The sequence below is a fragment of the Natrinema pellirubrum DSM 15624 genome (assembly GCF_000230735.2).
Classification (GTDB): Archaea; Halobacteriota; Halobacteria; order Halobacteriales; family Natrialbaceae; genus Natrinema; species Natrinema pellirubrum.
The window spans coordinates 231,097-254,476 of sequence record NC_019967.1 but is presented as its reverse complement, the minus strand read 5'-3'; the positions used below and the strand labels follow the sequence as shown (position 1 = coordinate 254,476).

Genomic DNA, 23,380 nt, shown 5'->3' with positions numbered 1-23,380 from the left:
CGATAAGCACTCCGCCGACGGCTGTAGCGACCCGCAACCGCTAGCCCGAGTCGGCCGGCGCGTTTGTCGGAGGGGTGTCCGCCTCGAGAATTCCCTCAACTACCGCTACTTCCTCGTCAGCCGAGATCTGATAGAAACCGAAAGCGCATACCCGCGTCTTCAGGCGCGGGTCGACCGATAGGCTCGGTGCAGCGTCCGACCTCGATAGCCAGACTGGATTTCCATCTTGGTGTGGCCCAACATAGCATAGAGTGCTACGAATACCGTGAGATGCCGTCCTCGAACCACAAGAGGAAGCGGACCAGCGGTGGTTCGCGCGGCGATGACATGGTATTCGATGGGGCCTGTTTGACCGGGCCACAGCCCTATACAGGGGAGGAAACGAGAGTTCCCCCGGTATGCTGCCGGTTCCCCTTGAGTGCGGGTTGGAACCTTGAACGCTACACTTGGCGGAAATCCGATGGTCGGATTCCACGTCCTTCAGTGCGTGGAGGAGGTCAATCGCGTCCCACTTCCGTCCACAGCACGACAACCCACTCATTGACCTCCTCCCGCGCCTAAAGACGCGGGAATCCCGCCACGGGATTTCAGGCCGGTCGTGGCCCTATGGTTTCAAGACGCATACGTCCCAAGCGTCTCTTGCTTGGTAGCATCGGCTTGGGTGTCTTGTGGGGCGGTCAAACGCCCCCCATCCTCAGCCGAGTCATCGCCATCCGTGTGTTCTCTTGAATGACTCTCTCCGCTGAGGTAGCGGTCTGCGATATTTATCGCACCGTTCACGTCCGCTTGGTACTCGCCCATCCAGCAGTCGTCGTTCGTACATTTGAACGTCGCCTGTCGCAGGCGGTATCCTACCTCTCCGCAAGCGTGGCACTCCTTCGACGTGTTGCGCGGGTTCACTGTCTCTACGGAGATACCCTTCTCGACGGCCTTGTACCGTATCTGCGCGTGGAGTTTGGCGAATCCCCATCCGTGGAGACGCCGGTTCATAAAGTCGCCGTAGTCCATCGACTCCCGTATGTACGTCAGGTCTTCCAGAACTAGAACAGGATTCTCGACGGACTCGGCGTACTCCACGACTTCGCGGGTGACACGGTGGAACACGTCGTCTATCTGGTTCCATATATCGCCCCCGAAGGACTCCGCGATATGCTCGCTTCCTCGCGTCTGGAGTCGGCGCGTGGCGGTGAAGTAGGTCTTGCGGAGCCGACGAACGGTTTTGCCCTCGTCGGCCCACAGTTCGGGTGTGGTCGGAGAACCGTGGTCATCGCGGTGACACACCGTGACGAGTGACGCTTCCCCTATGTCCACTCCGATAGGCGTCCGTTCTTCGGCGGACACCTCGGAGCGTTCCTCCACGTCGCGGGTGGCGGTGACGTGGAGATACCACGTCCCGTCCCGCTGGAACAGCCGACTCTCGCCCATCGTGGCGTCTCCCGCGTTCAACGCTTCCAGCCAGTCTCGTTGGTCGGGATTCGGCTGTGCTGGCATCCAGAGGTGGTAGTCTTCGTGGTGCGGGATTTTGACGTACCACTCGATAGCGTTCTCGGGCTGGTGGTCGAGGCGTAGCCCCTCGTTGGTGAACCGAACAGGGTGGTCGTCGTGAAGGCCGCCCGCGTTGTACGTCGTCGTCAACTGCGGGACGTACTTCTTGAGGGCGTTCTTCGCGTACCCCGACAGGTCGTAGTTGACCACCACGTCGTTCGCTTCGGTCTGCGTGGTACATCGGGCGTCGAATGCGTCTAGGAGGGCGTGCTGGTACGCCTCTCGCGTCTCTCGGAGTTTCCTCCGCTTGTGGGCGTTCGGGTCCACAAGTTGAGTTCCAGCGTCTTCGTGAGTTCGGTCACGAATCGCCCTCCTTGTGCTGTTGGATGTAGTTCTCGACAGTCTCACTCGAAACGTGCCCGGCGGTCCCTGCGTAGTATCCTCGCGCCCATCCGATTTTCTCGCCGTCGTGGTCGGCGTAGCGGTGGTTGTACTTGCGCGAGGAGATACCCTTGAACCAGTTGGCGAGTAGCGCCGGTTCGTTCTTGGGCGGGCTACTGACGAACAGGTGAACGTGGTCGGGCTGTACGGTGAGGTCGAGTATTTCGACGCCTTTGTCGTCGGCTATTTCGTGAAGGATGGACCGGATACGGCTGGCAACCTCATTAACGAGCCCCAATTGACGGTACTTCGGCAACCACACTATGTGGTAGTTGAGGTTGTAGGTTGCGTGCCGTGTGGTCTTCATCCGTGTTGCACACTATGGTCCGTCGTCGTCTTAATACCACCGATAGAACGGTGGGAAACCCAGCCGTGGCGTTGTCGGTGGGTGTGTAGGCTATTGTCCGCTTGACCCCCGCCTAAAGACGGGGGTATGCGCTCGTATCTTTATCATCGGCAGGAACGCCCTCGTCCGACGAATCACTGAGGTCACACAGTCGACGCGCTTTCTCAAGGAGAGCCGCGGATTCCGTCGTCGGAACGGTGCCGGGATCGAACGCGGCTCGTTCGTATCCCTGGGTGACGGCGCGAAGCAAGTCTGTCTCCGCCGCGTCGGCGTTCCGATACGTTCGATAGAACTCCCAGTGAGTCAGCGATTTCTGTCCGTCAATCCGAGACGCAAGCGCGCGACGAACGGCCGCATAGCTCGTTCGTACAGCGTCGTTGGGTCGACCGGCCGCGAGTTGATCGGCCGCCCGTTCGAGCAGGGGGTCGACCGGATCCGCTGTGGACTCGGTCGATCGGTCGGCGGGAGTCCGTTCTCCAGCGACGCCCCCCTGGTCGCGTGCCGGACTGGCAGGCGACGCGCCCTCGTCTGAACGGCGAACCCACCAGAGACCGAGTCCGGCCGCAATTACTGCGACGAAGCCGCCCGCAAGCAGGACTGGCGTCGGAATCCGTGATGCTGAGCCATCGATCATTACGGTCGTTTCGACCCTCGCCGTCTCGAGGTTCGACCCGTCGCCCGTGTAGACCGCGGCGACTGTCATGTCGCCACTGCTCGAACTCGGAATGGAAACCGTCGTCCCGAACGAGCCGCCGGCCTCGGTCGTGACGGTATCGACGGTCGATCCGTCGATTCGAATCTGAACGGATTCGCCCCGAACGCCGTCCCCGTCGACGGTGGCGAGCGATCCGTTGACCATTACCTCCTGCCCGCTGATCGACGTTTCGTCGATCGAGAGCGTACTCTGCGTCTCGCGAACCGTCACGGTCGTCGTATTAGCCGTTCCGGCGAGTGCTTGCCCCTCGAGCGGGAGCCGAACGACCAGGTCCCTGTCCCCGTCTTCGACGGCCGCCGGAATCGGACTCGAGGAACCGAACACCCCGTTTTTGACCGGTACCGTTTCGAGCCGTTCGCCGCCGAGAGAGACCGAAACTGGGACGCCATCGACCGACCGGCCGTCGACGGTTAACTCCCCCGTAACGGCGTGGCGTTCGCCATACGCCACCTCGCTCGGCGTCTCCTCCAGGACGAGCGTCGGCTCGACCTGGTCGATCGAGACGTCAACCGTCGTTTCATCGCCCAGATAGATCGACTGGGTATCGGGAACGTACTGGATGTCGAGTTCGTCGGTCGAGAGCGACTCGTCGGTCGGTCGGTACTCGAGGGTGAAGCCGCCACTCGCATCGGTCGTGACCCGTTCGGTGTGGTTGCCGATATCGAGTCTGATCTCCTCGTTCGCGATCGGACTCCCGTCCAGGGTCCGCAGTTCCCCCGTCGCGACCAACGGGTCGCGGAACGAAATTTCCTCGCGCTCGATCGTAAGCGAGAGGTCCGTTTCCGTGAACTCCTGTGCGCGAACGACGGCCTGTTCGGACTCGATCTCGTCGGTGACGTTTTCGATCGCGGCGTCCGACTCGGAGAGGTCGGTCCCCGTCTCCGCCTCGATGTCAATATACCCTTCGCGAACTGAACCACCGAGTGACTCGATCTCGTCGGCCAACGACTCGAGTTCGCGCGCAAGTTCACGAGCCCGCTCCTCGTTTCCCGCTTGACGGGCCGCCTCGTACTCCGCTTTGGTGTCTCGATACTCCTGGACGGCCTCGGTCAACCGCGCCTGTTGCTCACCGGTCTCCTCGAACGTCTCCTCGTTACTCTCCCCGCTGGTCTGGCCGGCGACGTCGACGTACTGTTCGAGCCGGTTACGGTACTCCTCGCCGACATAATCGCTTGCAAGTTCATACTCGCCCTCACTCAACTGGATCGCGCTCTCACCGAGTTGTGACGTCAGGCGATTCGACAGCCAGCGTTCGACGCCCTCGAGGTCGCCGTCCTCGGAATACTCATCGGGGTTTCGATGCGGTGTCGTCTCGTTTCGCTCCTCGGCCGAGTCGTTTTGCTGGACCGCAACGTGCTGCTGCATATCACCGTCCGAAACGGCAGTGGCCGCGCCCATCGAAACGATTCCGCCGATAATCACCAGAAGGGTAACGGAAAGAGCCAGCACGAGGGCGCGACTGCCGACAGTATTCACGGTCAGTCAGTTCACAGCGCATCCCAATAAGGTATTCTCTCTACAGGCGAAGCAGGTCGAGTACCTCGGGGAGTGACCTCGAGGCGGTCCACGGAGACGGCTAGCTGCTTGGATCGGTTCGGCTGACAGAATGACTGCTCTCGAGACCGATGTGCGTGAGGACGCTCGAGAGTAGGGGGCTTCACGTTTTTCGAGGCAGAGACCCCTCGTTTAAGGAGCGAAGACTTCCAACCCCAGCGGAAGCACAAACGAGTAGGGTAGGAAGGATGTCAATCGATATTACCACCGTCGCTCGCTGCAGCCGAATCGAACGCCCGAGCCGTATCGGCGCTCGGGGGCTCGATCGTATCGACGATATCCGCGACGACCTCGACGGGATCGACATCGCTCAGGTCCGCGTCGGTGTTCAACACGAGTCGGTGGCGCAATACCGGCTCGGCTATCGATTTCACGTCGTCGGGGATGACATAGTCACGACCACGAATCGCAGCCCGTGCCTTGGCACCGTTGAGAAACGCCAGTGTCGCGCGCGGCGAAGCCCCGTGAGCGACATCGGCGTGGTCTCGGGTCGCGGCGACCAGATCGAGGACGTACTCCTTGACGGCCGGTGCGACGTGGACCGTCTGAACGGTTTCGCGGGCAGCGACGAGTTGGTCAGGATCGACGACTTGGTCGACTTCCTCCGGGCTGAGGTTCGGTTTCTCATCGAACCGGTCGAGGAGTTCGCGTTCGTCCGTCCGATCCGGAAGGTCGAGCGTCAGTTTAAACTGGAAGCGATCGCGCTGTGCTTCCGGCAGTTGGAAGACGCCTTCGGACTCGATCGGGTTCTGGGTCGCGACGACCATAAACGGATCCGGTAACGCGAGCGTCTCGCCTTCGATCGTCACGCGCCGCTCTTGCATCGCCTCGAGCAGCGCGCTCTGAGTCTTCGGCGTCGCACGGTTGATTTCGTCGGCGACAACGAGATTAGCGAAGACTGGACCACGCTGGAGTTCGAACGACTCCGCGCCCTGTCGATAGATGTGCGTCCCCGTGATGTCGGCGGGGAGAGTGTCCGGCGTCATCTGGATCCGGTTGAAGTCGAGCCCGGATGTCCGTGCGAAAAGATTCGCAAGCGTCGTCTTGGCGATTCCGGGCACGCCCTCGAGCAAGATGTGACCGCGGGTCAGTAGTGCAATGGTGATATATTCGACACCTTCGTCATTACCGATTAGAACGCGGCTGATTTCGGTCTGTAACTCCTCGTAGACGGTCTCCGGATCGCCGCTCGTCCCGGCAGCCGGATCGGTGGTACCGCTCATTCGTCTGCCTCACCTTCCGAGCGAGGATGGTTAAGCGCTGTTATCACTCGCTGAACCTGTTCCTCGTCCCAATCGGGATAGCGTCGGCGGAGGTATTCGGCGCGCTCGGTATCGGACAGACCGGGGGTGGCAGACGTCCTGTCGCGTCTGTCCGACCGCCGAACGCGCGCCGGCAACCGTGACTGGACGGTCTCGAGCCCGGACCGCATCCCGTATCGAGAGAAGAGCCCGACGAGTCCGATTCCGAGCGTCCCGACGAGTAACTGTAACAGCGGCGAGTTTCGGATCGCCAGCAACGTGGCAGTCAGCGGCGGGACCGCCGCGTCGTGGGACCGGTCGATGATCACGTGATCGGCGTCGGCGTACAATCCGCGCACGAACGCGGCGTTGTCGGGTTCGTCGTACATCGCGTTGATACTGATGCTCGGATCGCCGACGACAACGACCCGGCCCTCGCTCACGTTCTCGACCGTCGCGACCGGATACGATCGGAGATCGTTCTGTTCATCGAGATCGTCGTCTTCGGGCCCGAGATAGGCGAAGTCACTGGTTCTGACCAGTACGGTCGCGTTTCCGGGATCGACCGCCGTCGCGTAGTTGAGGGTCAACTGATCGACGCCGGTCGTGGACGTGTGGTTCGTGACGTTCGTTGCGACCGGCATCGTCGGCCCGCGAAAGTGGTGCTGTTCGTCCCGCAGAAGTTGGCCGTCGGCTCGCGCCTCGGCACCGACAGCGGACAACAGCGCGTTCCCCGAGTCGCCGAAGTTCTCGAGGACGACGAGCGTCCCGCCCTCGGCGACGAACTCACGGACACGCTCGGCGTCGTCCTCGTCGTAGCGCTCGTCGGGCGCGGTCACGAACGCGACCGTGTCGTTGGCCGGCAGGTGGTCGTACTGCACGGTGTCGCTGACGAGGTGACGCTCGACGGATGAGTCGGTCTCGATGTCCTGACGGAAGTCGGATGAGCCATCCCAAGCTGGATTATAGGGACCGAACGCAGTCGACGACGTCGCGGCCGCGGTGCCGAGCGTGACGACGACGGTGACGACGAGGACGAGCAGGAGAACGCGCGGCCACTCGACGCCGTCCCCGTCGCCGAACAGGCCCCCGTGCCAGCTCATCGTGACACCTCCCGACGGTGAGTGATCGACCGCTCTCGGGAGTGGACGCGCTGGTGGCTCATACCGGAACGACCCCCGGCGGAAGGATCTCGAGGATCCGCCGCACGACGATGATCGCGAAGACGAGGAGTCCAACCGCAATGAGCCACCGGAGTCGGCGTCGCCACGTCGGCGTGACGTTGAACGGGGCGGTCAGCTCCGTGACGACGAGAAACCCGATCAGCGAGCAGACGAACACCAGTTCGTACGAGAGCGCGTTCAGGAGGGCGAGGACGAGGACCGTCCCGACCATCCACGCGACGTTCCCGCGAACGAACTGCATCCGACGCTGCGTTGGCATCTACATCAACGAGCCACCGCAGGCCACCTAAACGTAGCGCACTCTCGGCGAACTCGATGCCCGCCGTCGCGAACTCGAGGGTCGGGGCATCCGCCTCGTACCGCCTGTGAACAACAGCGATTGGAAAAGCAAACCCCCAACGACAACGACACGTCTTTGCCGGCCCCGCTACAAACCCGATCCGATGTGGCCCTGGGGACACCTCGCCGTCGCATACCTAATCTATACGGGCTATAGCTGGCGACGCAACCGCCGATCGCCGCGAGCGCTTCCGGTGGTCGCCCTCGCGATCGGCTCGCAGTTTCCGGACCTGATCGACAAACCGTTCGCGTGGACGCTCGGACTCCTCCCGGGAGGGCGGACACTCACGCATTCGGTCTTCGTCGCGGCGTTGCTGCTTCCGATTGCCTACAGTCTGGCCCGTCGTTTTGGTTGGCCCGAGGCTGGAATGGCGTTCGCTATCGGGCACGCCTCACATCTGCTCTCCGACATCCCGCCGACAGCGATCCTCGATCGAGACCTGTCGGCGACGACGTTTCTGTTCTGGCCCATCCTCGAGCCACCACAGTACCAGACTCCCGGCAGTATTCTCGCCGGCTTCCTGCGGTACTCGATGGGGTGGTACGAGTGGGTCCAGTTAGGGCTCGTTGTCGTCGCGCTCATCGCCTGGTATTACGACGGCGCGCCCGGTCTCGGCTACGGTCGGCGCGCGCTCGAGCGTATCACCGGAAACCGCGGATTGAGCGAGCCGGAACGATGAGCCAAAAGACAACCACTCCAAGAGGTAACACGGGCCTTCTGGAACGGTTTCTGACGGCGCGCAGTCCGATCATCAGCTCGAGTACGAGTCCGTGTGAAGCCGTTACTACCAGCTTGTAATTTTAGACAAAATACGGTAAGCGGCTCGAAACAATGAATCGTCGTTCGGCGTTCTTCGAACAGTCAAGTGAATGGCCCGCGACTCATCTCTGAACGAGGACGAAAGCGTCCGAGCACGGCCGATCGGCGACGGTGCCGATCGAACGGCGACTCCGTCGTCGGTCGCCGTCCGCTGTGAGGGGGTGACGCACGAGTACGGGACCCGGTCGACGGCGTCGCGGACCGTCACGGCTCTCCGCGACGTCTCGTTCGAGGTCGCCACCGGTGACGTCGTGGGTCTCGTGGGTCCGAGCGGAAGCGGCAAATCGACGGCACTCCACGTCATCGGCGGCCTCCTCGAGCCGAGCGACGGCACCGTCGACGTACTCGGGACAGACCTCACGGCGCTCTCCGGAGCGCAGCGGACGCGATTGCGGCGCGATCACATCGGGTTCGTCTTTCAGCAGTTTCACCTGCTGCCGGCGCTTCCCGCTCGGGACAACGTCGCCTTGCCACTGATCGAACGCGGCGTGTCACGGGGCGAGCGGCAGCGGCGAGCGGCCGAGCTACTCGAGCAGGTCGGTCTCGAGGATCGAATGGACCATCTGCCGAGCGAGCTGAGCGGTGGTGAGCAACAGCGCGTCGCGATAGCGCGGGCGTTGGTCGCCGACCCAGCGGTCGTTCTGGCCGACGAACCTACGGGCGAGCTGGACACGGGAACCGGAGCGCGAGTCCTGGAGCTCCTCGTCGACGTCGCAGACGAACGGACAGTACTCGTCGCGACGCATGACGAGCGCGCGATGGCAGTGACCGACCGCGTTCTTCGACTCCTCGACGGGGAGGTACGGCAGACGGGGCAGTTCAATGAGTGACGATCCCCCGGAGCGAAATCGAGGCCGACCCCGCGGCCGCCGGGTTCGTCGATGGGGCGGACTCTTCCGAGTCGCTGTCTATCGGCTGGTGTCACGACTTCGCCAGATACCGAGACAGACGCTCGTGACGGTCGCTCTCATCGCCGTTACGATCGCCCTCCTGGTGATCGTGACCGGAATCGCCGCCGGTATTGCGGCCGATTCACCTGACGAGAGCGAAGCCGACGTTCGTATCGTTCCAGCTGGCGGCGGGACGCTCTCGTCGGTCATCGACGTCGAGACCGCGCAACTCGGAGCCGTTCACGAGACGTCCGCGACGCTCGATGAGCGCGAGGACGTCGCGTACGCGACACCGGTTCTCGTCGAAGCGGTCCGTATCGGTGTCGATGGGAGCAGCGAAACGGAGACCGTACTCGCGATGGGCGTCGTCCCGCCAGCCGAGCCGACCACGATAGAGGGGGTGTCGACTGCTTCACTCGAGCCGGGGGATCCTCATTTCGCGAACGGAACGTACGACGGCGCTCGGACCGGTGAAGTCGTGCTGACGGACGAAGCAGCCACCGCGATCAACGCCTCGGAAGGTGATTCCCTCCAGGTCGGGAGTTCGATGCCGGCTGCGACACTCCGTCGAGGGTATACGAGTGGTGGACCCGAGTACACTGCGACCGCGATCGAAGACACGGGAGCCAACGGCGTAAGCGGTGAGCTGCCGCTCGTCATGGTTCATTTGAGCGAGCTACAGTCGATCTCGGGGGCCGACAACGATGATCTGGCCGATCAGATACTCGTGAAAACCGGACCGGACGCGTCGACGGCCACGGTCGAATCGGCGGCAGCGGACGCCTATCCGAACGCGACGGTCCAAACGGGTGACGACGGTCAGTTGGCGTCGATCCGGAGTAACGATTTCGCGCTCGCCACGAGTCTGGTCGCGTTGATCGTCGCAGTCGTGATCTGTTCGCTGTTCGTCGCAACCTCGGCGGCACTGACAATTGACAAGGACCGGCAGACGATCGCCGTGTTCGCAGCGATTGGCTTCTCGACCCGGTCCCGGCTCGCGATCGTCGCGGTTACGACGTTGAGCCTGACACTAGCCGGCGCGCTAGTCGGCATTGTCCTCGGAACCGTTGGCGTCTCGATCACGAACTACGTCGCCACGGCGACCATCGCGCCGGAGCCGATCGCGACGCTCCGTCCCGCGTTCGGACTCTACGCCGTCGCCGTCGCGCTGATCGCTGGCGTCCTGGCGCTTCCGTATCCGCTCTATCTCGTCGCACGAACGAACGTTGTCGCTGAACTGGGACGATAAGCATGCGCCGGCTACTCATCAAAATACGCGCGATCGCCCGACTCACGCTTCAGCAAGTGCGTCATGAACGCGGCCGGACAGTGTTCGTCGTTCTCTCGATCGCACTGGCCGTCCTGGCCGTCACGCTTCTGGCGAGTGTCGGCCTCGGCGTCGTCCAGACCGGCGAGGAACGGTTCGATCAGGCCGGTCAGGACATCTGGGTTACGGCCGATGGCGTTGAGTTGACTGCGACCGGCAGTATCGAAAACCCGATCACCGATTCGCACCGGCTCGCCGCGGACCTCGAGCGACGCGACGCCGTCGAGCAGGCGTCACCGCTCGCGTTCCACGGCGTCTACGTCGGGACGGAACCAGACAGTCTCGAACTGGTGACCGGTCTCGGCGTTCCGAACACCCACGGCGATCTCTCGCTCGAGAGCGGTACCGGGTTCTCGAAAGGCGATAGCCACTATGCGAACGGCACGTACAACGGGCCGATGAGTCAAGAGATACTCATCGATCCACAGACGGCCGATCGATTCGATGTCGACGTCGGCGATACGCTCTACGTCGGGTCGAGTCGATCGAGTGCCACCGAGCGCGAGTTCGAGGTCGTCGGGATATCCTCGGCGTATTCGCAGTTCCTCGGGACCTCGACAGTGACGATGCCGCTCAGCGAACTACAGACGATCACGGGAACCACCGGCACCGATCGGGCGACGTACGTGACAGTTACTACGGCGGAGGGTGCCGACCGGGCGGCTGTTAGCGACGCGATCCAGCAGTCGCATCCCGAATACGATGTCCGGACGAGCGAGGAACAGTTCGAGTCGCTACTGAGTGAGTATCTGTTGGTACTCGCTAGCGGTGCGACGCTCGTCGTATTGGCACTGGTAGCCGGTGTTGCACTGACGGTGAACACGCTCGTCCTCGTGGCCGTCCAGCAGGGGGAGGAACTGGCCGCGTTGCGAGCGATCGGCCTGTCACGCGGGTTCCTTGCCGGGATCGTCGGTGGACAGGGGTTGACGCTCGGACTAATCGGCGGACTCCTCGGTCTCCTCGCGACCCCAGCATTCGCGTTCGTACTCGATCGCGTCGCCGCACAGGTCGTCGGCTTCGAGGACCTGCTGCGGACGCCGCCGGAAGTCTACCTCGGAGGTCTCGTAATCGCAGTCGGTATCGGAACGCTCGGCGCGATCGTCGCCGGGTGGCGCGTGGCACGAGACGCTCGCGTTGATACCCTTCATGCCTAAACACGACCCGACAGCTTGACATCCTCCTCCGGCTATAGTGATTCGGGAAAGTTATTGAGTAGAAGTATCTCTTTAGTGTAGTGACTGGTCGAGAGAAGAAAATCGTGCGACACCTGAGTGAAGAAGATCTGGATCGTCTTCTCGGCGAGGCAGACGATCAGAAGGAATTCGAACGCCTCGTGTTCATCAAACGGCTGTACAAGGGTGCCACGCTGAAGGAAGCCGCCGACGACGTCGGGAAATCTGAGGGCACCGCCACGAACTGGGTTAACCGCTGGAACGAAGGAGGTCTCGGCAAACTCACTCCGAACTTCGGGGGCGGTCGGCCCCCGAAGCTCGACGAAGACCAACAAGACGAACTCATCGATCGACTACGTGAGGGACAACCGTGGAAAAAACAGGAGATTCAGCACCTTCTCGACGAGGAGTTCGACGTCGAATATCATCCACACTACCTCCCAACGTTCCTACACAATCTCGGCCTTTCCTACGCCATTCCTCGGACAAAACGGCCTGATCGACCCGACAACGCCGAAGAGATCCTCGACGAACGCGTTGAGTACGCGTTCGACGAGGATGCTCACGACCAGCCACATAATAAGCGCGAGAGTGACGACGATGACGACGAAGAGAAGTGGCGTACCGATGAGGATATCTGCACTGATGGCGGGACTGTGGTGGGATTTTTCGATGTCTCGCATCCACAACCATGGGACAACTCTCAGCGACTGTATACGGTCGATGAACCACATATCACTCGGCCGCTGGTGAAAATCGATACACCAGCGGCCGGGTTCTATGCGCTCAACGGAGAGAGCGTGCTGTCGTTCCCACCGAACCAGGAGAAAGAACAAATCTGTGGGTGTTTCGAGGAGATCCGCGAGCAGAATCCCGGCAAGCGGATTCTGCTCGTGTTGGATAACTTTTCGTCACACGTCTGCAAGCACACGCGCAAGCGTGCTCATGAACTCGGGATTGATCTGGTGTTCCTTCCGGTTGGTTCCCCGGACCTCAACCCAATCGAACCTGTCTGGAAGAGTCTCAAGTGGGAGTCTTCGCCGTTGATTGTTAACGGCGAAGACGAGTACCGGAGACTCCTTGACGAACTGTTCGACCAACTGACCGAGAAACTGAGTTTCGCTGCATCGTGGATTGACAATCACCTCAGTGGATTTCTCAATAAGATTTGCTAATCACTAAAGCCGGAGGAATCCCGAGCGTTGGGATATTAGGGTTTACAGTCTCCCTGTTCTCTCGTGTTGAACGACCCGCTCTCGCGGTCGAACAGGAAGACTCCGGGCTGTGCCAACCAGCCGTTACTCATATCCCCTGTCGGAGGACTCTGAGTTATCCTTCGGCGGATGTTCACCGCACCGTTCACGTCCGCGTTCATTGTCGTCCCGCACGACGAACAGACGTACAGACCGCGCTCCACGCGATTCGAGTCACGAATCTGCCCGCAACACGAACACGCCTTTGAGGTGTTCTCCTCGTCTACACGGTCAACGAGGATGCCGTGTTCCTCGGCCTTGTATTCGAGCAGGTTCGTGAAGCGGTCAAACTCCCATCCGTGGAGTTTCTTGTTCCCCGACGCACCCCAGTTCCGCGAATCGCCGTTCTCATTCTCGCGGATGTCACTGAGGTCGCCAACCGCTATCCTCTCCACGCTTTCTTCGACACACCGCTCAACGATGTGTTTCGACAGGGTGTGGAAGAAGTGGTCTTTGCGTCGGGAGAGTTTCTGTCGAGCCTTCCGCGCACGTTTCGACGGCCCGTTCTCGCCTTCGGTCTGGTACTCCTCGCGGGTGAAGTAGTGCTTGTCCTCTTTCAGCACGTTCCCCGGATACAGCTCGCTCGCCCCGTCTTCGTAGTCGATGGCGAGGTAGTTGCTGATACCGAGGTCAATACCCGCCGTGTTGTCACCCGGCGCGTTTTCGACTGAAATCTCTTTCTTACAGACGAGGTGTAGTTCCCACCCGTCTCCGTTCCAGACGGCACGTACCTGCTGGATGTTCTCGACTTCTACGTCGGGGCGGGTTTCGTACTCCGCGAGGATGAAGTCAGACCGACTCTCTTTCAGGTTGAAGCCTTTCGAGAGGCGGAGTTGGTCGTGTTTCTCGTCGTGCTTGATGGCTCGTTTCTTCCACGTGACGGTGGAGCGCGGGTGGTCGTTGCCACGTTTCCGGTAGCCGGGTGGGTTGTTGCCGTCGTCGGAGTTGTACCAGCCGGTGAACGCCTCAGCAAGTTCTTCGAGAACTCGCTGACTGGACTGCGAATGAAGGTCACTGTAGCGTTCGTGGTCTTTCAGCTCCGATTTGAGTTCGGCTTCGTCGGGTATTTCGCCGGTTTCGTCCCACCGCTGATGGATGTAGTAGCGACCGACGTTCCACAGTTTGGATACGGAGAACCCGAACTGGTCAAGATCGTCACGAACCTGTTGGTGGTTCGTGATGCGTGCGACGTAGGTGCGGGTCGTCTCCAGCATCTGTACTGTATGCATAACTAGTTATGAGAAGTATTGAAACCAACGACCGGGCGTTGAATATCCGGCAGGAGCGTTGTCGGTGGATTGGCGGTCAGAGTGTCGGATTCATCCCGCGCCTAAAGGCGCGGGTATTCTCCTTGCTCTTTATAATATATATTATCTTTAACCAGCGAGAGAATCCCGCCGTTCACGGCGGGCGTGAATCGCGTCACTCAACTACACTGCCGTGGAGAAACGCCAAAAACACAGGGTCTAGGCGGATACTCCCTGCTGCTCGCCATTTCTTGTAGGTGGGAACTGGATGGAGACGTCGATATTGTCGACGCCACCGCGAAGAATCGGCTTCTTGCTCCGGCCACTGGTTTCAAACTCGACAACACCTAACGACTCGAGTTCTTTGAGGTTCCGGTGGACTTCCCGGTAGTCTCGGTCAACGATCGAGGCGGTATCGCGGATGCTTGCTGGTTTGTGCTCAGCTATTGCTTCGATGAGTTCGAGGTTTGATGTTCGCATAAGACGCTCAACATCGTCGAACTCCTCGAAGTTCAGTATTTGGCGTACCTCCTGTTCGATCGACTCGTCGCTCTCGCCGGCTTCAGCGCGGCGCAGTCGCTCTCGAGCGGCATCGCGGTGTTCGTCGGCCTGGCGAAACGTGATTTTGAGCGTGTTTTCAGTCATGGTGTTCGACCTCCTCAATGAACCGGTCCCGGAGGTCCATCATCCCCGGAAATTCGATTTCGTCGACACTGTCAGGGGTGTGGCGTTCGTGCCGTCCAACCGTCCGATTCTCATTGTCGTAGCGAAGGATGGTCCCACGGCCATCGACGTATCCGTAGTGCAGCGAGTACCGATATCCGCTCGGATACTGCTCGTCGTCGGTTTTGATGATTTTTCGTCGGATGACCCGGTCTCCAATGCGGTCCTCAACGTCTTCGATGACCGTGTGTCCCATCCCTGGACTATGGTATGAACCCCATCAATATAAAATATGGGACTCATCCCATAGGGAGATAATCGCTTACAGGTTGAACAGGCACAATGCCACGGCCTTTAGGCCGTGGATACGCGCCGTCACTAAGTGACGCAAACCACCGATAGACGACGTAGACAGTTCGATCCAACTCGAACGACTCGACCTTGACCGATTTGTGGCCTTCGTATCCGACGACACGCTCTCCCACATCCTCAAGCAGGGGACTGACGAAATCTACCGAGAACTGTTTATCTATTTCGTGATGGTAGGGAACCCGGTTTGCCATCTCGTTTCCGTTATACATGCCCCTGATAGTAATCACACCGATTGGAGACGGTCGATACGATGTAGCTTCAGTACTGATCGTCAGATAGCGGAATTGGACGGTGGTTCGGTGGTGTAGCTAGATAGACCCATCCGTTCGACCGTTCTTCGCTCTCAGGAAGATGGTATCCGAGGAAGTTTCCCGACGTATTTCACTGCTGTTGGCTCTACAAGGGTTTTTGTGCGCCAGAAGGCTTGAGGCGCGACTCCGTCCGCCTCGAGATATCGATAAGTACTGACCGACCGATTCAGAGCGAGACGCATCGAGAACGTTCGACTGACGGCGAATTCTCGAACGACCGATCCCAGAGCTATCCTGGCGATACCGCTCGTCTAAACGGACACGAACTCGTCGCAATCGACGAGTGGCTCCCCGGGAAAGCACCATCGCCCTACGACATCGATCTTACAGACAGCTACGAGTATCGGACCCGGTACTGGCGCTGTCGAAAATGCGGCCACGAGCGCAACCATCGCGACGAGTTCACCGCCTCCTGCGACAACCCTCAGCCACCGACTGCCCTCGAGGCAGGTGGCTACTCGATCGACGACCCACGAACGCGCCGTGCACTGAACGAAAAGTTGGACGTCCGCTTTGGGACAGTGGGCCCGATCTACGAGGTCGAGAGTGAAAGCGGGAACACCTACAAGGTCGATCTCGAAGCAGCGACGTGTACCTGTCCTGATTTCGAGCAGCGCCAGCCAGACAACGGCTGTAAGCATCTTCGCCGTGTCGACCTCGAGATCCGGACGGGACTTGTCCCTGCGCCAGATGGGACGTTCAGCCGCTGACTGTCGAGTGATCTCGTCACTCGAGACGGTTTGTATCCCCCGAAAGGGGTGCGGGGGCTCGAAAGGAGCCCACCGTAGCAACCCATGAGACAAAGAGAGACAACAATCACGCCGACAGCCACTGAAACAACTCGGATCCTACATCGAGGGATCGCCAGATGACTGACCGCGACGAATGCCGAATGCCGACGTGTTCGGAACCTGCTCGCGATCGGACAGGGTATTCTGGTCGGTTCTGTTCGGACAGCTGTGAGGTCCGCTACGAGCACCTCCAAGCGGACGCTCGAGATGCTGCAGTGGACGAAGCCGAGGATCAGTACTGATGCTCGAGCAAATCGATCACCGTGGCAAGCATTTCACGATCGATGGCAAGGACGGTGTCGACGATGTCGCTCGTGAACGGTGTCGGCGGGACGAACTGCTTGAACGACAAGCTCAGAGAGAGATCCGTGAACTCGAGCGTGCGAAAGCAGTTGCCGGTCCAGCTGGAAAACACCCCGATGCAGAGGTACTCGAACGATGATACCAAACTGAACTTTCAAAGTGCATGATGCCGTGTCTGATCTTAAGTTTTTCAGCGCCCGCAGAGGGGCGGAGGCGCGTTCTGACCTCCGTCGAATGATGACTGAACCCTATCTCACGACGGTCCTTGAGGAAGCCGAGCACGTTGCCGAGCAACACGACCAGGTCGCTCGTACGACAGACAACCAAGCCCACGAGTACCTCCGATACGCCGTTCTTCGGGTGCTCGAAGGCGAGGCGGACCACCACCCAGCAGACTGGACGCCGGTCGACGGCGTGACCGTCGGCTACGGGAGCGATGAAGCGATGTTCGACAGCTGGGGCTCCAGCGAAGACTGGTGGGAGACCGTCCCGCCGCAGGAGGCGTGTACCCGCTTCCGGGTGTTCTTCCCGGACGACCACCAGACAGTTCCCCGTGACATCGTCGACGTGATGGCCGCGCTCGGTGCCTGGAGAGTCTGGACCGGGAGCGCAGCCGCGTGCCTAGGACCATCACGAGCGCCGCGAGGTCTACTACCTGTGGCCGGAAGCCCATCCGGTGGAGGAAGTTCTCCACGAGCGGCTCAGTGGCCCTCCGGACGGTGGCGGAACGGGCGACGTTCGCGACCGGATGGTCGTCGACGAGAACGCACAGTCGCAAGACGATCTCGAGCCCCGCACGAAGCGTGCCGTCGCTGAAGCGATGGATGTCTCGCTCCTTTCGAAAGGTGGCCGCTACGAGGTGCAGTCCGCGTCCGGCAACAGGTACGAAGTGGACGTCATCGACGAATCGTGTACCTGTCCCGACTGGCAGTAGCGCTCACCAGAAGGCGGCTGCAAGCACCTGCGTCGCGTCGATCACGAGATCAAGCGTGGCCGCGTTCCCCGACCAGACGGCCGCCTTCCCTCCCCGTACTCGTGAGCGGACTACTCCACGGGACGGACTGTGTCGCCATCTCGTTGGACCCGGTCGAACGTCGAGAGATACGCGATCCGGTCGTGAACCTCGTTGGCATCCAGCTCCAGTTCAGCGGCCAGTTCGTCTACAGTCATCGACTCGTCGAGCACCTGGAGGACTTCGAGCCCCCGGTAGTACCTATTCGTGAGCTCCTGGATGCGGGCCTCAATCGGCGTGGTCACCCCGTACCGCTCCTCGAGTTCGACCAGGGCCTCGTTCGCGAACGTGGCGAACTGATCGTCACCCAGGCGTTCGATCTGGGCTTCGAGTTCTTCACGGACGACGTCATAGTCGAGGCCGACCTGTACGATCATATTCATGTCCTCGATGTCGTCGTCGCGGCCTGCGATCGCCTTGAACAGGAAGATATCCTCGTTACTGACCAGCCGGACCGTCAGTCGATCCAGGTTGAGGAACGGCTCGCTGCGCTCTTGCATACCGTCGGTGAGCACGAGCTTGTTCGCGACCTGCTGGTTGAAGATATCGAGGCGACACCCATCGTCGTTCTCGACGCAGCTCGTCGCCCCCAGCGCCCGGTAATCTGGATCCAGCGATTGAACCTCTGCATACCCAAGGTCCATCAGGACGGCCCACAGCTGGCCGTACGCGTCGCCATCTGGAACGACCAGGTCGATATCTTTCGTCGCCCCCTTGAGGTCGCGCAGCGACATCGCGCCACCACCGATCAGGTAGACCGTGAGCGGTTCAGATAGCCCGTCCCCGATTCGCTGGAATTCGTTCTCGATGTACTCGCGTCCGAATGTTGGTCTCATTGTGGTAGTGGCACCTCGTAGTCAGCCGCCAGCTCTTGGAACTCGTCCCACTCCGGGAGCCGGTCGTCGTCGACCTCGCCGTGCGTCTCGAGGTAACGGAGCAAGGCGTCGATTTCGTCTTCAAGGTCATACTTCGCCGCCTGCTCTCGGAGGTCATCCTCGTCGACATCGACGTGGCTGAGCAGGAGGAGACAGTACGAGCGGTGGCGGCTGCCGTCGTCAATCAAGAGGGTATGACAGCAGAGCTGCGCCGGCGAGACTGCGTCGAGGTCCTCGGAGTAGAAGTAGTAGCGGTGGCCGGTGAGTAGGAACTGGAGGTCGAAGGCCGCGAACCGAGCGAGGCCGGTTTCGTGGAACGCTTCCGTGTCGATCTCCGCCTCGACCTGGGCGAGGAATTCGTCGTAGTCCTCCCAGAGAATCGTGCCCTTCGGGGCGACGACTTCGAGGCGTTGACGATGCAGATGGTGTGCGAGTTCACGGGCGAACTCGTGGAGGCGGTCGAAATCGGCGTTGAAGTCATAGCGGCCGTCGTCCGTCCCGACGAGACCACGGTCGCGAAACCGCTTGAGCACGCGGTTGACCGTGTTGCGGTAGTTGTCGCTTCGGTCGGCGATCTCGGAGACAGTTCGCGGCTGGTCGAGGTAGTACAGCACCTCGAGTGTCTTCCCGGTCAGCAGTTCGGGGAAGTCGATGTGGGAGTGCTGGCGGACGAGGTCCCGATAGAGTTCGACGGCGCGAGCATCCGACGGGACGACTCGTTTTCGGCGGCCGTCGCGTTCCGTGTAGACGAGCCCCTTCTCGACGAGATCGCCGACGGCACGAGAGAGGTAGCTCTCGCTGTGGTCGAGCTTCGTCGCGAGTTCGGAGATCGTGTCGCCGCGGTCGACCGTGGCGAGGACCTCGAGTTCGATGCGGCGGAGCACGGTGTAACATAGTACGAAACTTGTATATAAAGAAGTTTCGAGTAGTGTTACAGCCAGGAATCACGAGAACCGTCTACATCGTTTTAACCAACAAAACTATGGATTCGTGGGCCGTGTTGGTTAACACGAGAGTAGCCGATGTCCTACGAACCCCCGACCCCACCGGCGAACCTCCCGAAGGAGATCGTCAACACGCTCAACGAGTCGGACCCGGAGCAGCTCCGAGACGTTGCTACGTACGCTGAAGCGCTCGCCGAGCACAAGGAACGAGAGGCCCGTCTCGAGGAGTCAGCAGATCAAGAAGAGGTCGAAGAACGACCGGACGATCTTCCGGATGACGTCCCGGCCAAAGCAACGATCACAATCAAGGAGATCAACGATAATCGCTACTACTACTGGCAGTGGCGGGAGGGAGAGAAGATTCGTTCTCAGTACAAGGGCCCGGTCAACCCGGACGAGTAAAACTCGATGAGGGAGGACACCCGCCCCACGTTTCCGACGTATCGAGAGATACACTCGTGATCAGGGGTGTGGTCAGCGACCGAAACGGGAACTAGGCCAAGTCTTCCAACCGGCTGTCCCGGAGGACAGATTTCAGCACGATGCCGGTATCCTGAACCAGCCGATGCTCAAGATAACTGCCTTCACCCCAGCCACCCCCGGTCCGAGTTGATTCAACGACACCGAGGAACGCCTGCTCTTTCAACAGCTCATACACGCGGTGTTCGCTGAGAGTCTTCGCATCAGCTTTCTCTGTCGTCGCTTGATACCGTTCGTAAATCCGGTTGGTAGAGAATCCATCCTCGTTCGGATTCTCATCGGTGAGCAGCGCGAGAGAGTAGAGGATGAACTTGACCTGGGTTGTCGATCCGCGTAGCAGCTCCTCGAACCGATCAATTTCAGCCCACTCCTGGGCATCGCGAACGTGCTCCTCGACGACCGTCTCGACGTTTTCTCGCTCGGCAAGCTCGCCGGCGTGACGAAGAATCTCGATGGCCTTTCTGGCATCACCGTGTTCTTGGGCGGCTAGTGCCGCCGTCAGCGGAATTACATCGTCCGAGAGAACGCCATCGTGGAACGCGTCCCGTCGGTCACTCTGCACACGGTGTGTCCTCTGCACACGGTGTGTCTCGAGTCTCGAAAAGCGGTATGTCCGGCGGACCGGGGACAGCGATCAACACCGGACGGGACTGAGGGTGGGCGATGATTGAATCCGGGCAGTGTCGCGCGCAGTGGATCACGCGACAGGTAATATATCCGATGTCCTCATTATCAATCTCTTCCCGATTCTCAGTTACGCGGACGCGACTGCACATGACACGAATCATCTGCCAGTCGAAAACATACTGAGAGTTCCGTTCTCAAATCGAATACTCTTCTGCCAGTTCAACCAGGTCGTAGACATGAATTCCGGTCTTGAACCAGAGCACCCGCTCGCTCGTTTCACCGAAGTCATCATTCGAGCAGTCTAACTGTTCGGAGACTGCGACAAGGAGATTCTCAGCATCTGCTTGGCGTATTTTCTTCAGCTTCGACTCGAGATACTCGGGTGTCCAGAATCCGATGATCTCGAGAATCGCTCGCCGGCCATCCGGATGCTCGATCGCGAAATCGGGGATCATCACCTCATCACCGAGGTCAAATACATCGTTTTCGCGTAGTAACTCCCAGTCCGTGGTCGCTCGCTCCCATTTCTGGGCGAGTGTCTGCTCAAGATCGCTATCGAACTGCCTGCCGGTACTATAGTGTGAATCGAGTCCGTCAGTGTCGTACAGTCTGAGTTGCCGTGTCTCACCCGCTGTCTCATCGATCAGTACTGTAGCAGTCATCTCCCAGCGGTCACAGAGGGGCAATGCTGGCAGAAAATTCGCCAACCGGATGCCATACTTTTGTGATTGAGAGAACAACGACGCTGGACCGTCAAGTATGGCCTCGTAGCCATCGGCATGGTCGGTTCGTTCGACACGCTTGCCATCAGAATCGATCGGATAGATCCGATGCATCAGTCCGAAGAGTTTGACATAGCTGAATACCGTCCCGAAATGATCCCAGACACGGATTCGCATCTCGGTTGCGTCGTAGAGGACCGCCTGGGCGAGCGCAAGATTGTAGCGAGTGACCAGCCAGTCGACCGTCAGATCAGTGTGTTCGTACTCGCCGTCACTACTGCCAGTCAGTGTCGTCGTTGTGGTCGATTGCTCGCCAGCACCGGCATACTGGTCAGCGGTCCGCGTGCCGATCTGGACAAGTCGTTTGTTCTCCTCGAGGTCAGCATACATCCCGCGGTAGCATGCTTCGAGTGAGATACCCAACTCATCAGCAACTGCACTATACACCTCTATCTTCTGTGTGTCGTCACCGAGCGTAGGCTGGCGAACAACCGGATACCGTTCGTTAGCTTTCTCGAACAGGCGCTGGCGGATCTCACGAGGCTCGACTGGAGATCTGACTTCGAACTCACACTCGTCCAGAAGCAGTTTCGCCAGTCCCTGGACGATCTTGTAGTCGGTATCCGCCACGGTGAGTTCGTCAATCGCATCCTCGAGATCGCCTTTCGGCTCACCGAGATGGGCATCGAACAGCGCAATGAGTTCGCGTGCCGTCTCTCGGTAGTTCTCATCCGTTGGATCGATAAACAGCGGCTTGATTGCATCGCCGGTGGTACGAGAGCGAGCCAGGTCAGCCGTCAGCATTCGTCGTCACCCCCTGTCGGCGCTGTTGGGATACGTACGTTTCCATCGTGTCTGCCGTGATGATTTCGTAGAGGCGTGCTGGCTGGCGGTCATCTGTCGGCCGGAGGATGCGTCCAAGCCGCTGGGCATACTGCCGTTTCGAAGCACTTCCCGACAGGATAATCCCCACGTTCGCAGCGGGAACGTCAATCCCCTCATCAAGCACCCGTGACGTTGCCAGCATCGAGTACTCGCCAGTCCGAAACCGCTCGAGAATCTCGGTGCGCTCGTCCGTCTTCGTTTGATGGGTAATGCAGGGGACGATAAATTCCTGAGAGATTTCGTAGGCGAAGTCGTTGTTCGCAGTGAAGATAATCGCGCGGTCATCGTGGTGACGTTTGAGCAGGTTGTCGAGTGTCTCGAGTTTTTTCTCTGCCGTTCGGGCGATACGCTCGGCGCGCTGCTTGGCGATGAGTGCCCGCCGCCCCTTTGGATCGTAGGACGTCCGTTTGAGGAACTCCTGATAACCCTCCTCTTTCCAGAGGTCGAACTCGTGGCTATCGACGTAGTCGCGATAGTGCTGGTACTCCTCGTCGTATGTCTCCCGTTCCTCGGCCGTGAGCTCGACAGACATGTGGATGGTTTCGTACTCGCTGAGGTACTCGCCAGCGAGTTCGTCGACAGCCTCTTCATAGACAACCGGACCGATGAGATCCTCGAGGAGTTCATGCTTGCCGTCAGGCCGTTCGTAGGTAGCGGTCAGTCCCAGCCGATACGGTGCGATCGTCATTTCGGGGATCTGCCGGTAGGTCGGCGCCGGCAGGTGATGTTCCTCGTCGACGACGAGTAAGCCGAACTGGTCGCCGTATTCGTTGATGTAGCGGTAGGCACTATCGTAGGTAGTGACGGTGATTGCGGTGACCTCGTGGCTGCCGCCGCCGAGAACGCCGATCGGTTCTGTGAGGTGATCGCCAAAGGCGTTGGTGAGTGTGGCGTGCCACTGATTCATCAGGTCAATCGTTGGTGTCACGACGAGCGCACTCACGCCGGCGTCAGCAATTGCTTGCAGCCCAAGAAACGTCTTCCCGCTGCCAGTCGGGAGAACAACACTCCCCTGGCGGCCATGGTCGATCCAGGCGTCGAGAGCGGCCTGCTGGTAGTCACGTGGCTCGATGTGGAGCGGTGGCGTGAGATCGAGGGCAGGATAGGCCCGCGCGGTGTCTTCGAGAGCGTGAGCGAAGCCGTCCTGAAGCGTTGCCTGCTCGTTTCCGTCCGACCAGGCGCCTACCCATTCGAGGAGGGATCGATATCGATATGCTTGCGTTCGGTACTCGTCGACGCGGTCGTCCCACTCCGCATAGGGGATATCGTCGGGGGCATCACGGAGTAGGAGCGTCCCGTCGTCGAATTCGACTCGCATTCAGTGTATAGACAGAGGTCCCCGACCGGATTCAATATGTGGGTTTCTTGGGTTCCACTGAGG

At 60.1% G+C, this 23,380-nt stretch carries 20 protein-coding genes and 3 pseudogenes; 9 read left to right on the top strand and 14 right to left on the bottom strand.

Going from position 1 to position 23,380, the window contains the following annotated elements; translation table 11 throughout:
- Positions 1 to 612: 612 nt before the first annotated feature.
- From NATPE_RS19540 to NATPE_RS19515, 6 genes and pseudogenes are all read right to left on the bottom strand, one after another.
- Positions 613 to 1,847 (bottom strand): annotated as a pseudogene (locus NATPE_RS19540) (RNA-guided endonuclease InsQ/TnpB family protein).
- Entirely contained in the window at positions 1,844 to 2,233 is a 390-nt protein-coding gene (gene tnpA / locus NATPE_RS19535) for an IS200/IS605-like element ISNpe10 family transposase (protein WP_006180971.1), read from the bottom strand. Before tnpA ends, NATPE_RS19540 begins: the two are co-directional and overlap by 4 nt.
- Positions 2,234 to 2,345: 112 nt before the next feature.
- The gene (locus NATPE_RS19530) at positions 2,346 to 4,352 is read right to left on the bottom strand and encodes a hypothetical protein (RefSeq protein ID WP_006180969.1); all 2,007 of its coding nucleotides are present in this window, start codon (positions 4,350 to 4,352) and stop codon (positions 2,346 to 2,348) included.
- Positions 4,353 to 4,732: 380 nt separating this feature from the next.
- Positions 4,733 to 5,764: an AAA family ATPase gene (locus NATPE_RS19525; RefSeq protein WP_006180968.1), complete on the bottom strand. Its 1,032-nt coding sequence runs from the start codon at positions 5,762 to 5,764 to the stop codon at positions 4,733 to 4,735.
- Positions 5,761 to 6,885 (bottom strand): DUF4350 domain-containing protein, encoded by a 1,125-nt coding sequence (locus tag NATPE_RS19520; protein WP_006180967.1) that lies wholly within the window; start codon positions 6,883 to 6,885, stop codon positions 5,761 to 5,763. Before NATPE_RS19520 ends, NATPE_RS19525 begins: the two co-directional genes overlap by 4 nt.
- Before the next feature lie 58 nt (positions 6,886 to 6,943).
- Entirely contained in the window at positions 6,944 to 7,225 is a 282-nt protein-coding gene (locus NATPE_RS19515) for a hypothetical protein (protein ID WP_081597656.1), read from the bottom strand.
- 184 nt (positions 7,226 to 7,409) lie between these two features.
- Between NATPE_RS19515 and NATPE_RS19510 the strand changes: the two genes are divergently transcribed.
- The 5 genes from NATPE_RS19510 (at position 7,410) to NATPE_RS19490 (ending at position 12,689) form a co-directional block, all read left to right on the top strand.
- Entirely contained in the window at positions 7,410 to 7,985 is a 576-nt protein-coding gene (locus NATPE_RS19510; protein WP_015310317.1) for a metal-dependent hydrolase, read from the top strand.
- A 190-nt stretch (positions 7,986 to 8,175) separates the two neighbouring features.
- On the top strand, positions 8,176 to 8,955 hold the full coding sequence (locus NATPE_RS19505) for an ABC transporter ATP-binding protein (protein ID WP_006180964.1): 780 nt from the start codon (positions 8,176 to 8,178) through the stop codon (positions 8,953 to 8,955).
- A 124-nt stretch (positions 8,956 to 9,079) separates the two neighbouring features.
- On the top strand, positions 9,080 to 10,264 hold the full coding sequence (locus NATPE_RS19500; protein ID WP_006180963.1) for an ABC transporter permease: 1,185 nt from the start codon (positions 9,080 to 9,082) through the stop codon (positions 10,262 to 10,264).
- A gap of 2 nt (positions 10,265 to 10,266) precedes the next feature.
- Positions 10,267 to 11,496 carry an ABC transporter permease gene (locus NATPE_RS19495; RefSeq protein ID WP_015310316.1) on the top strand — a complete coding sequence of 410 codons (1,230 nt, stop codon included), beginning with the start codon at positions 10,267 to 10,269 and terminating at the stop codon, positions 11,494 to 11,496.
- Positions 11,497 to 11,576: 80 nt separating this feature from the next.
- Positions 11,577 to 12,689, top strand: a complete 1,113-nt coding sequence (locus tag NATPE_RS19490) for an IS630-like element ISNpe13 family transposase (RefSeq protein WP_015298696.1) — start codon at positions 11,577 to 11,579, stop codon at positions 12,687 to 12,689.
- 35 nt (positions 12,690 to 12,724) lie between these two features.
- On the opposite strand, the gene NATPE_RS19485 is transcribed toward NATPE_RS19490, so the two are convergent.
- The 3 genes from NATPE_RS19485 to NATPE_RS23135 all read right to left on the bottom strand — a co-directional run bounded on the left by NATPE_RS19485 (position 12,725) and on the right by NATPE_RS23135 (position 14,933).
- Positions 12,725 to 13,981, bottom strand: a complete 1,257-nt coding sequence (locus NATPE_RS19485; protein ID WP_006180961.1) for an RNA-guided endonuclease InsQ/TnpB family protein — start codon at positions 13,979 to 13,981, stop codon at positions 12,725 to 12,727.
- A 252-nt stretch (positions 13,982 to 14,233) separates the two neighbouring features.
- Positions 14,234 to 14,659 (bottom strand): HVO_A0114 family putative DNA-binding protein, encoded by a 426-nt coding sequence (locus NATPE_RS19480; protein ID WP_006180960.1) that lies wholly within the window; start codon positions 14,657 to 14,659, stop codon positions 14,234 to 14,236.
- A complete protein-coding gene (locus NATPE_RS23135) occupies positions 14,652 to 14,933 on the bottom strand; it encodes a toxin-antitoxin system TumE family protein (protein WP_006180959.1) in 282 nt (93 codons plus the stop codon). The genes NATPE_RS19480 and NATPE_RS23135 overlap by 8 nt, the downstream gene beginning before the upstream one ends.
- Before the next feature lie 573 nt (positions 14,934 to 15,506).
- Here NATPE_RS23135 and NATPE_RS19465 point away from each other — a divergent pair.
- From NATPE_RS19465 to NATPE_RS19455, 3 genes and pseudogenes are all read left to right on the top strand, one after another.
- Positions 15,507 to 16,070, top strand: a complete 564-nt coding sequence (locus NATPE_RS19465; protein WP_049804878.1) for an SWIM zinc finger family protein — start codon at positions 15,507 to 15,509, stop codon at positions 16,068 to 16,070.
- Between the two features lie 322 nt (positions 16,071 to 16,392).
- The gene (locus NATPE_RS21790; protein ID WP_081597655.1) at positions 16,393 to 16,593 is read left to right on the top strand and encodes a hypothetical protein; all 201 of its coding nucleotides are present in this window, start codon (positions 16,393 to 16,395) and stop codon (positions 16,591 to 16,593) included.
- Positions 16,594 to 16,691: 98 nt separating this feature from the next.
- Positions 16,692 to 17,493: pseudogene (locus NATPE_RS19455) on the top strand (hypothetical protein).
- Positions 17,494 to 17,498: 5 nt separating this feature from the next.
- On the opposite strand, the gene NATPE_RS19450 reads toward NATPE_RS19455, so the two are convergent.
- Positions 17,499 to 18,302 carry a DUF6036 family nucleotidyltransferase gene (locus tag NATPE_RS19450; RefSeq protein ID WP_015310313.1) on the bottom strand — a complete coding sequence of 268 codons (804 nt, stop codon included), beginning with the start codon at positions 18,300 to 18,302 and terminating at the stop codon, positions 17,499 to 17,501.
- Positions 18,299 to 19,225, bottom strand: coding sequence for a MarR family transcriptional regulator (locus NATPE_RS19445; RefSeq protein ID WP_006180954.1), 927 nt, complete (start codon positions 19,223 to 19,225; stop codon positions 18,299 to 18,301). The genes NATPE_RS19450 and NATPE_RS19445 overlap by 4 nt, the downstream gene beginning before the upstream one ends.
- Positions 19,226 to 19,363: 138 nt before the next feature.
- On the opposite strand from NATPE_RS19445, the gene NATPE_RS19440 reads away from it, so the two are divergent.
- Positions 19,364 to 19,687, top strand: a complete 324-nt coding sequence (locus tag NATPE_RS19440) for a hypothetical protein (RefSeq protein ID WP_006180953.1) — start codon at positions 19,364 to 19,366, stop codon at positions 19,685 to 19,687.
- A 91-nt stretch (positions 19,688 to 19,778) separates the two neighbouring features.
- On the opposite strand, the pseudogene NATPE_RS19435 reads toward NATPE_RS19440, so the two are convergent.
- From NATPE_RS19435 to NATPE_RS19425, 3 genes and pseudogenes are all read right to left on the bottom strand, one after another.
- A pseudogene (locus NATPE_RS19435) lies at positions 19,779 to 20,318 on the bottom strand (Cdc6/Cdc18 family protein); the annotation flags it as partial.
- Between the two features lie 268 nt (positions 20,319 to 20,586).
- The gene (locus tag NATPE_RS19430; protein WP_006180951.1) at positions 20,587 to 21,918 is read right to left on the bottom strand and encodes a DUF790 family protein; all 1,332 of its coding nucleotides are present in this window, start codon (positions 21,916 to 21,918) and stop codon (positions 20,587 to 20,589) included.
- Positions 21,905 to 23,317: a DEAD/DEAH box helicase family protein gene (locus NATPE_RS19425; RefSeq protein WP_006180950.1), complete on the bottom strand. Its 1,413-nt coding sequence runs from the start codon at positions 23,315 to 23,317 to the stop codon at positions 21,905 to 21,907. The genes NATPE_RS19430 and NATPE_RS19425 overlap by 14 nt, the downstream gene beginning before the upstream one ends.
- Positions 23,318 to 23,380: the final 63 nt, after the last annotated feature.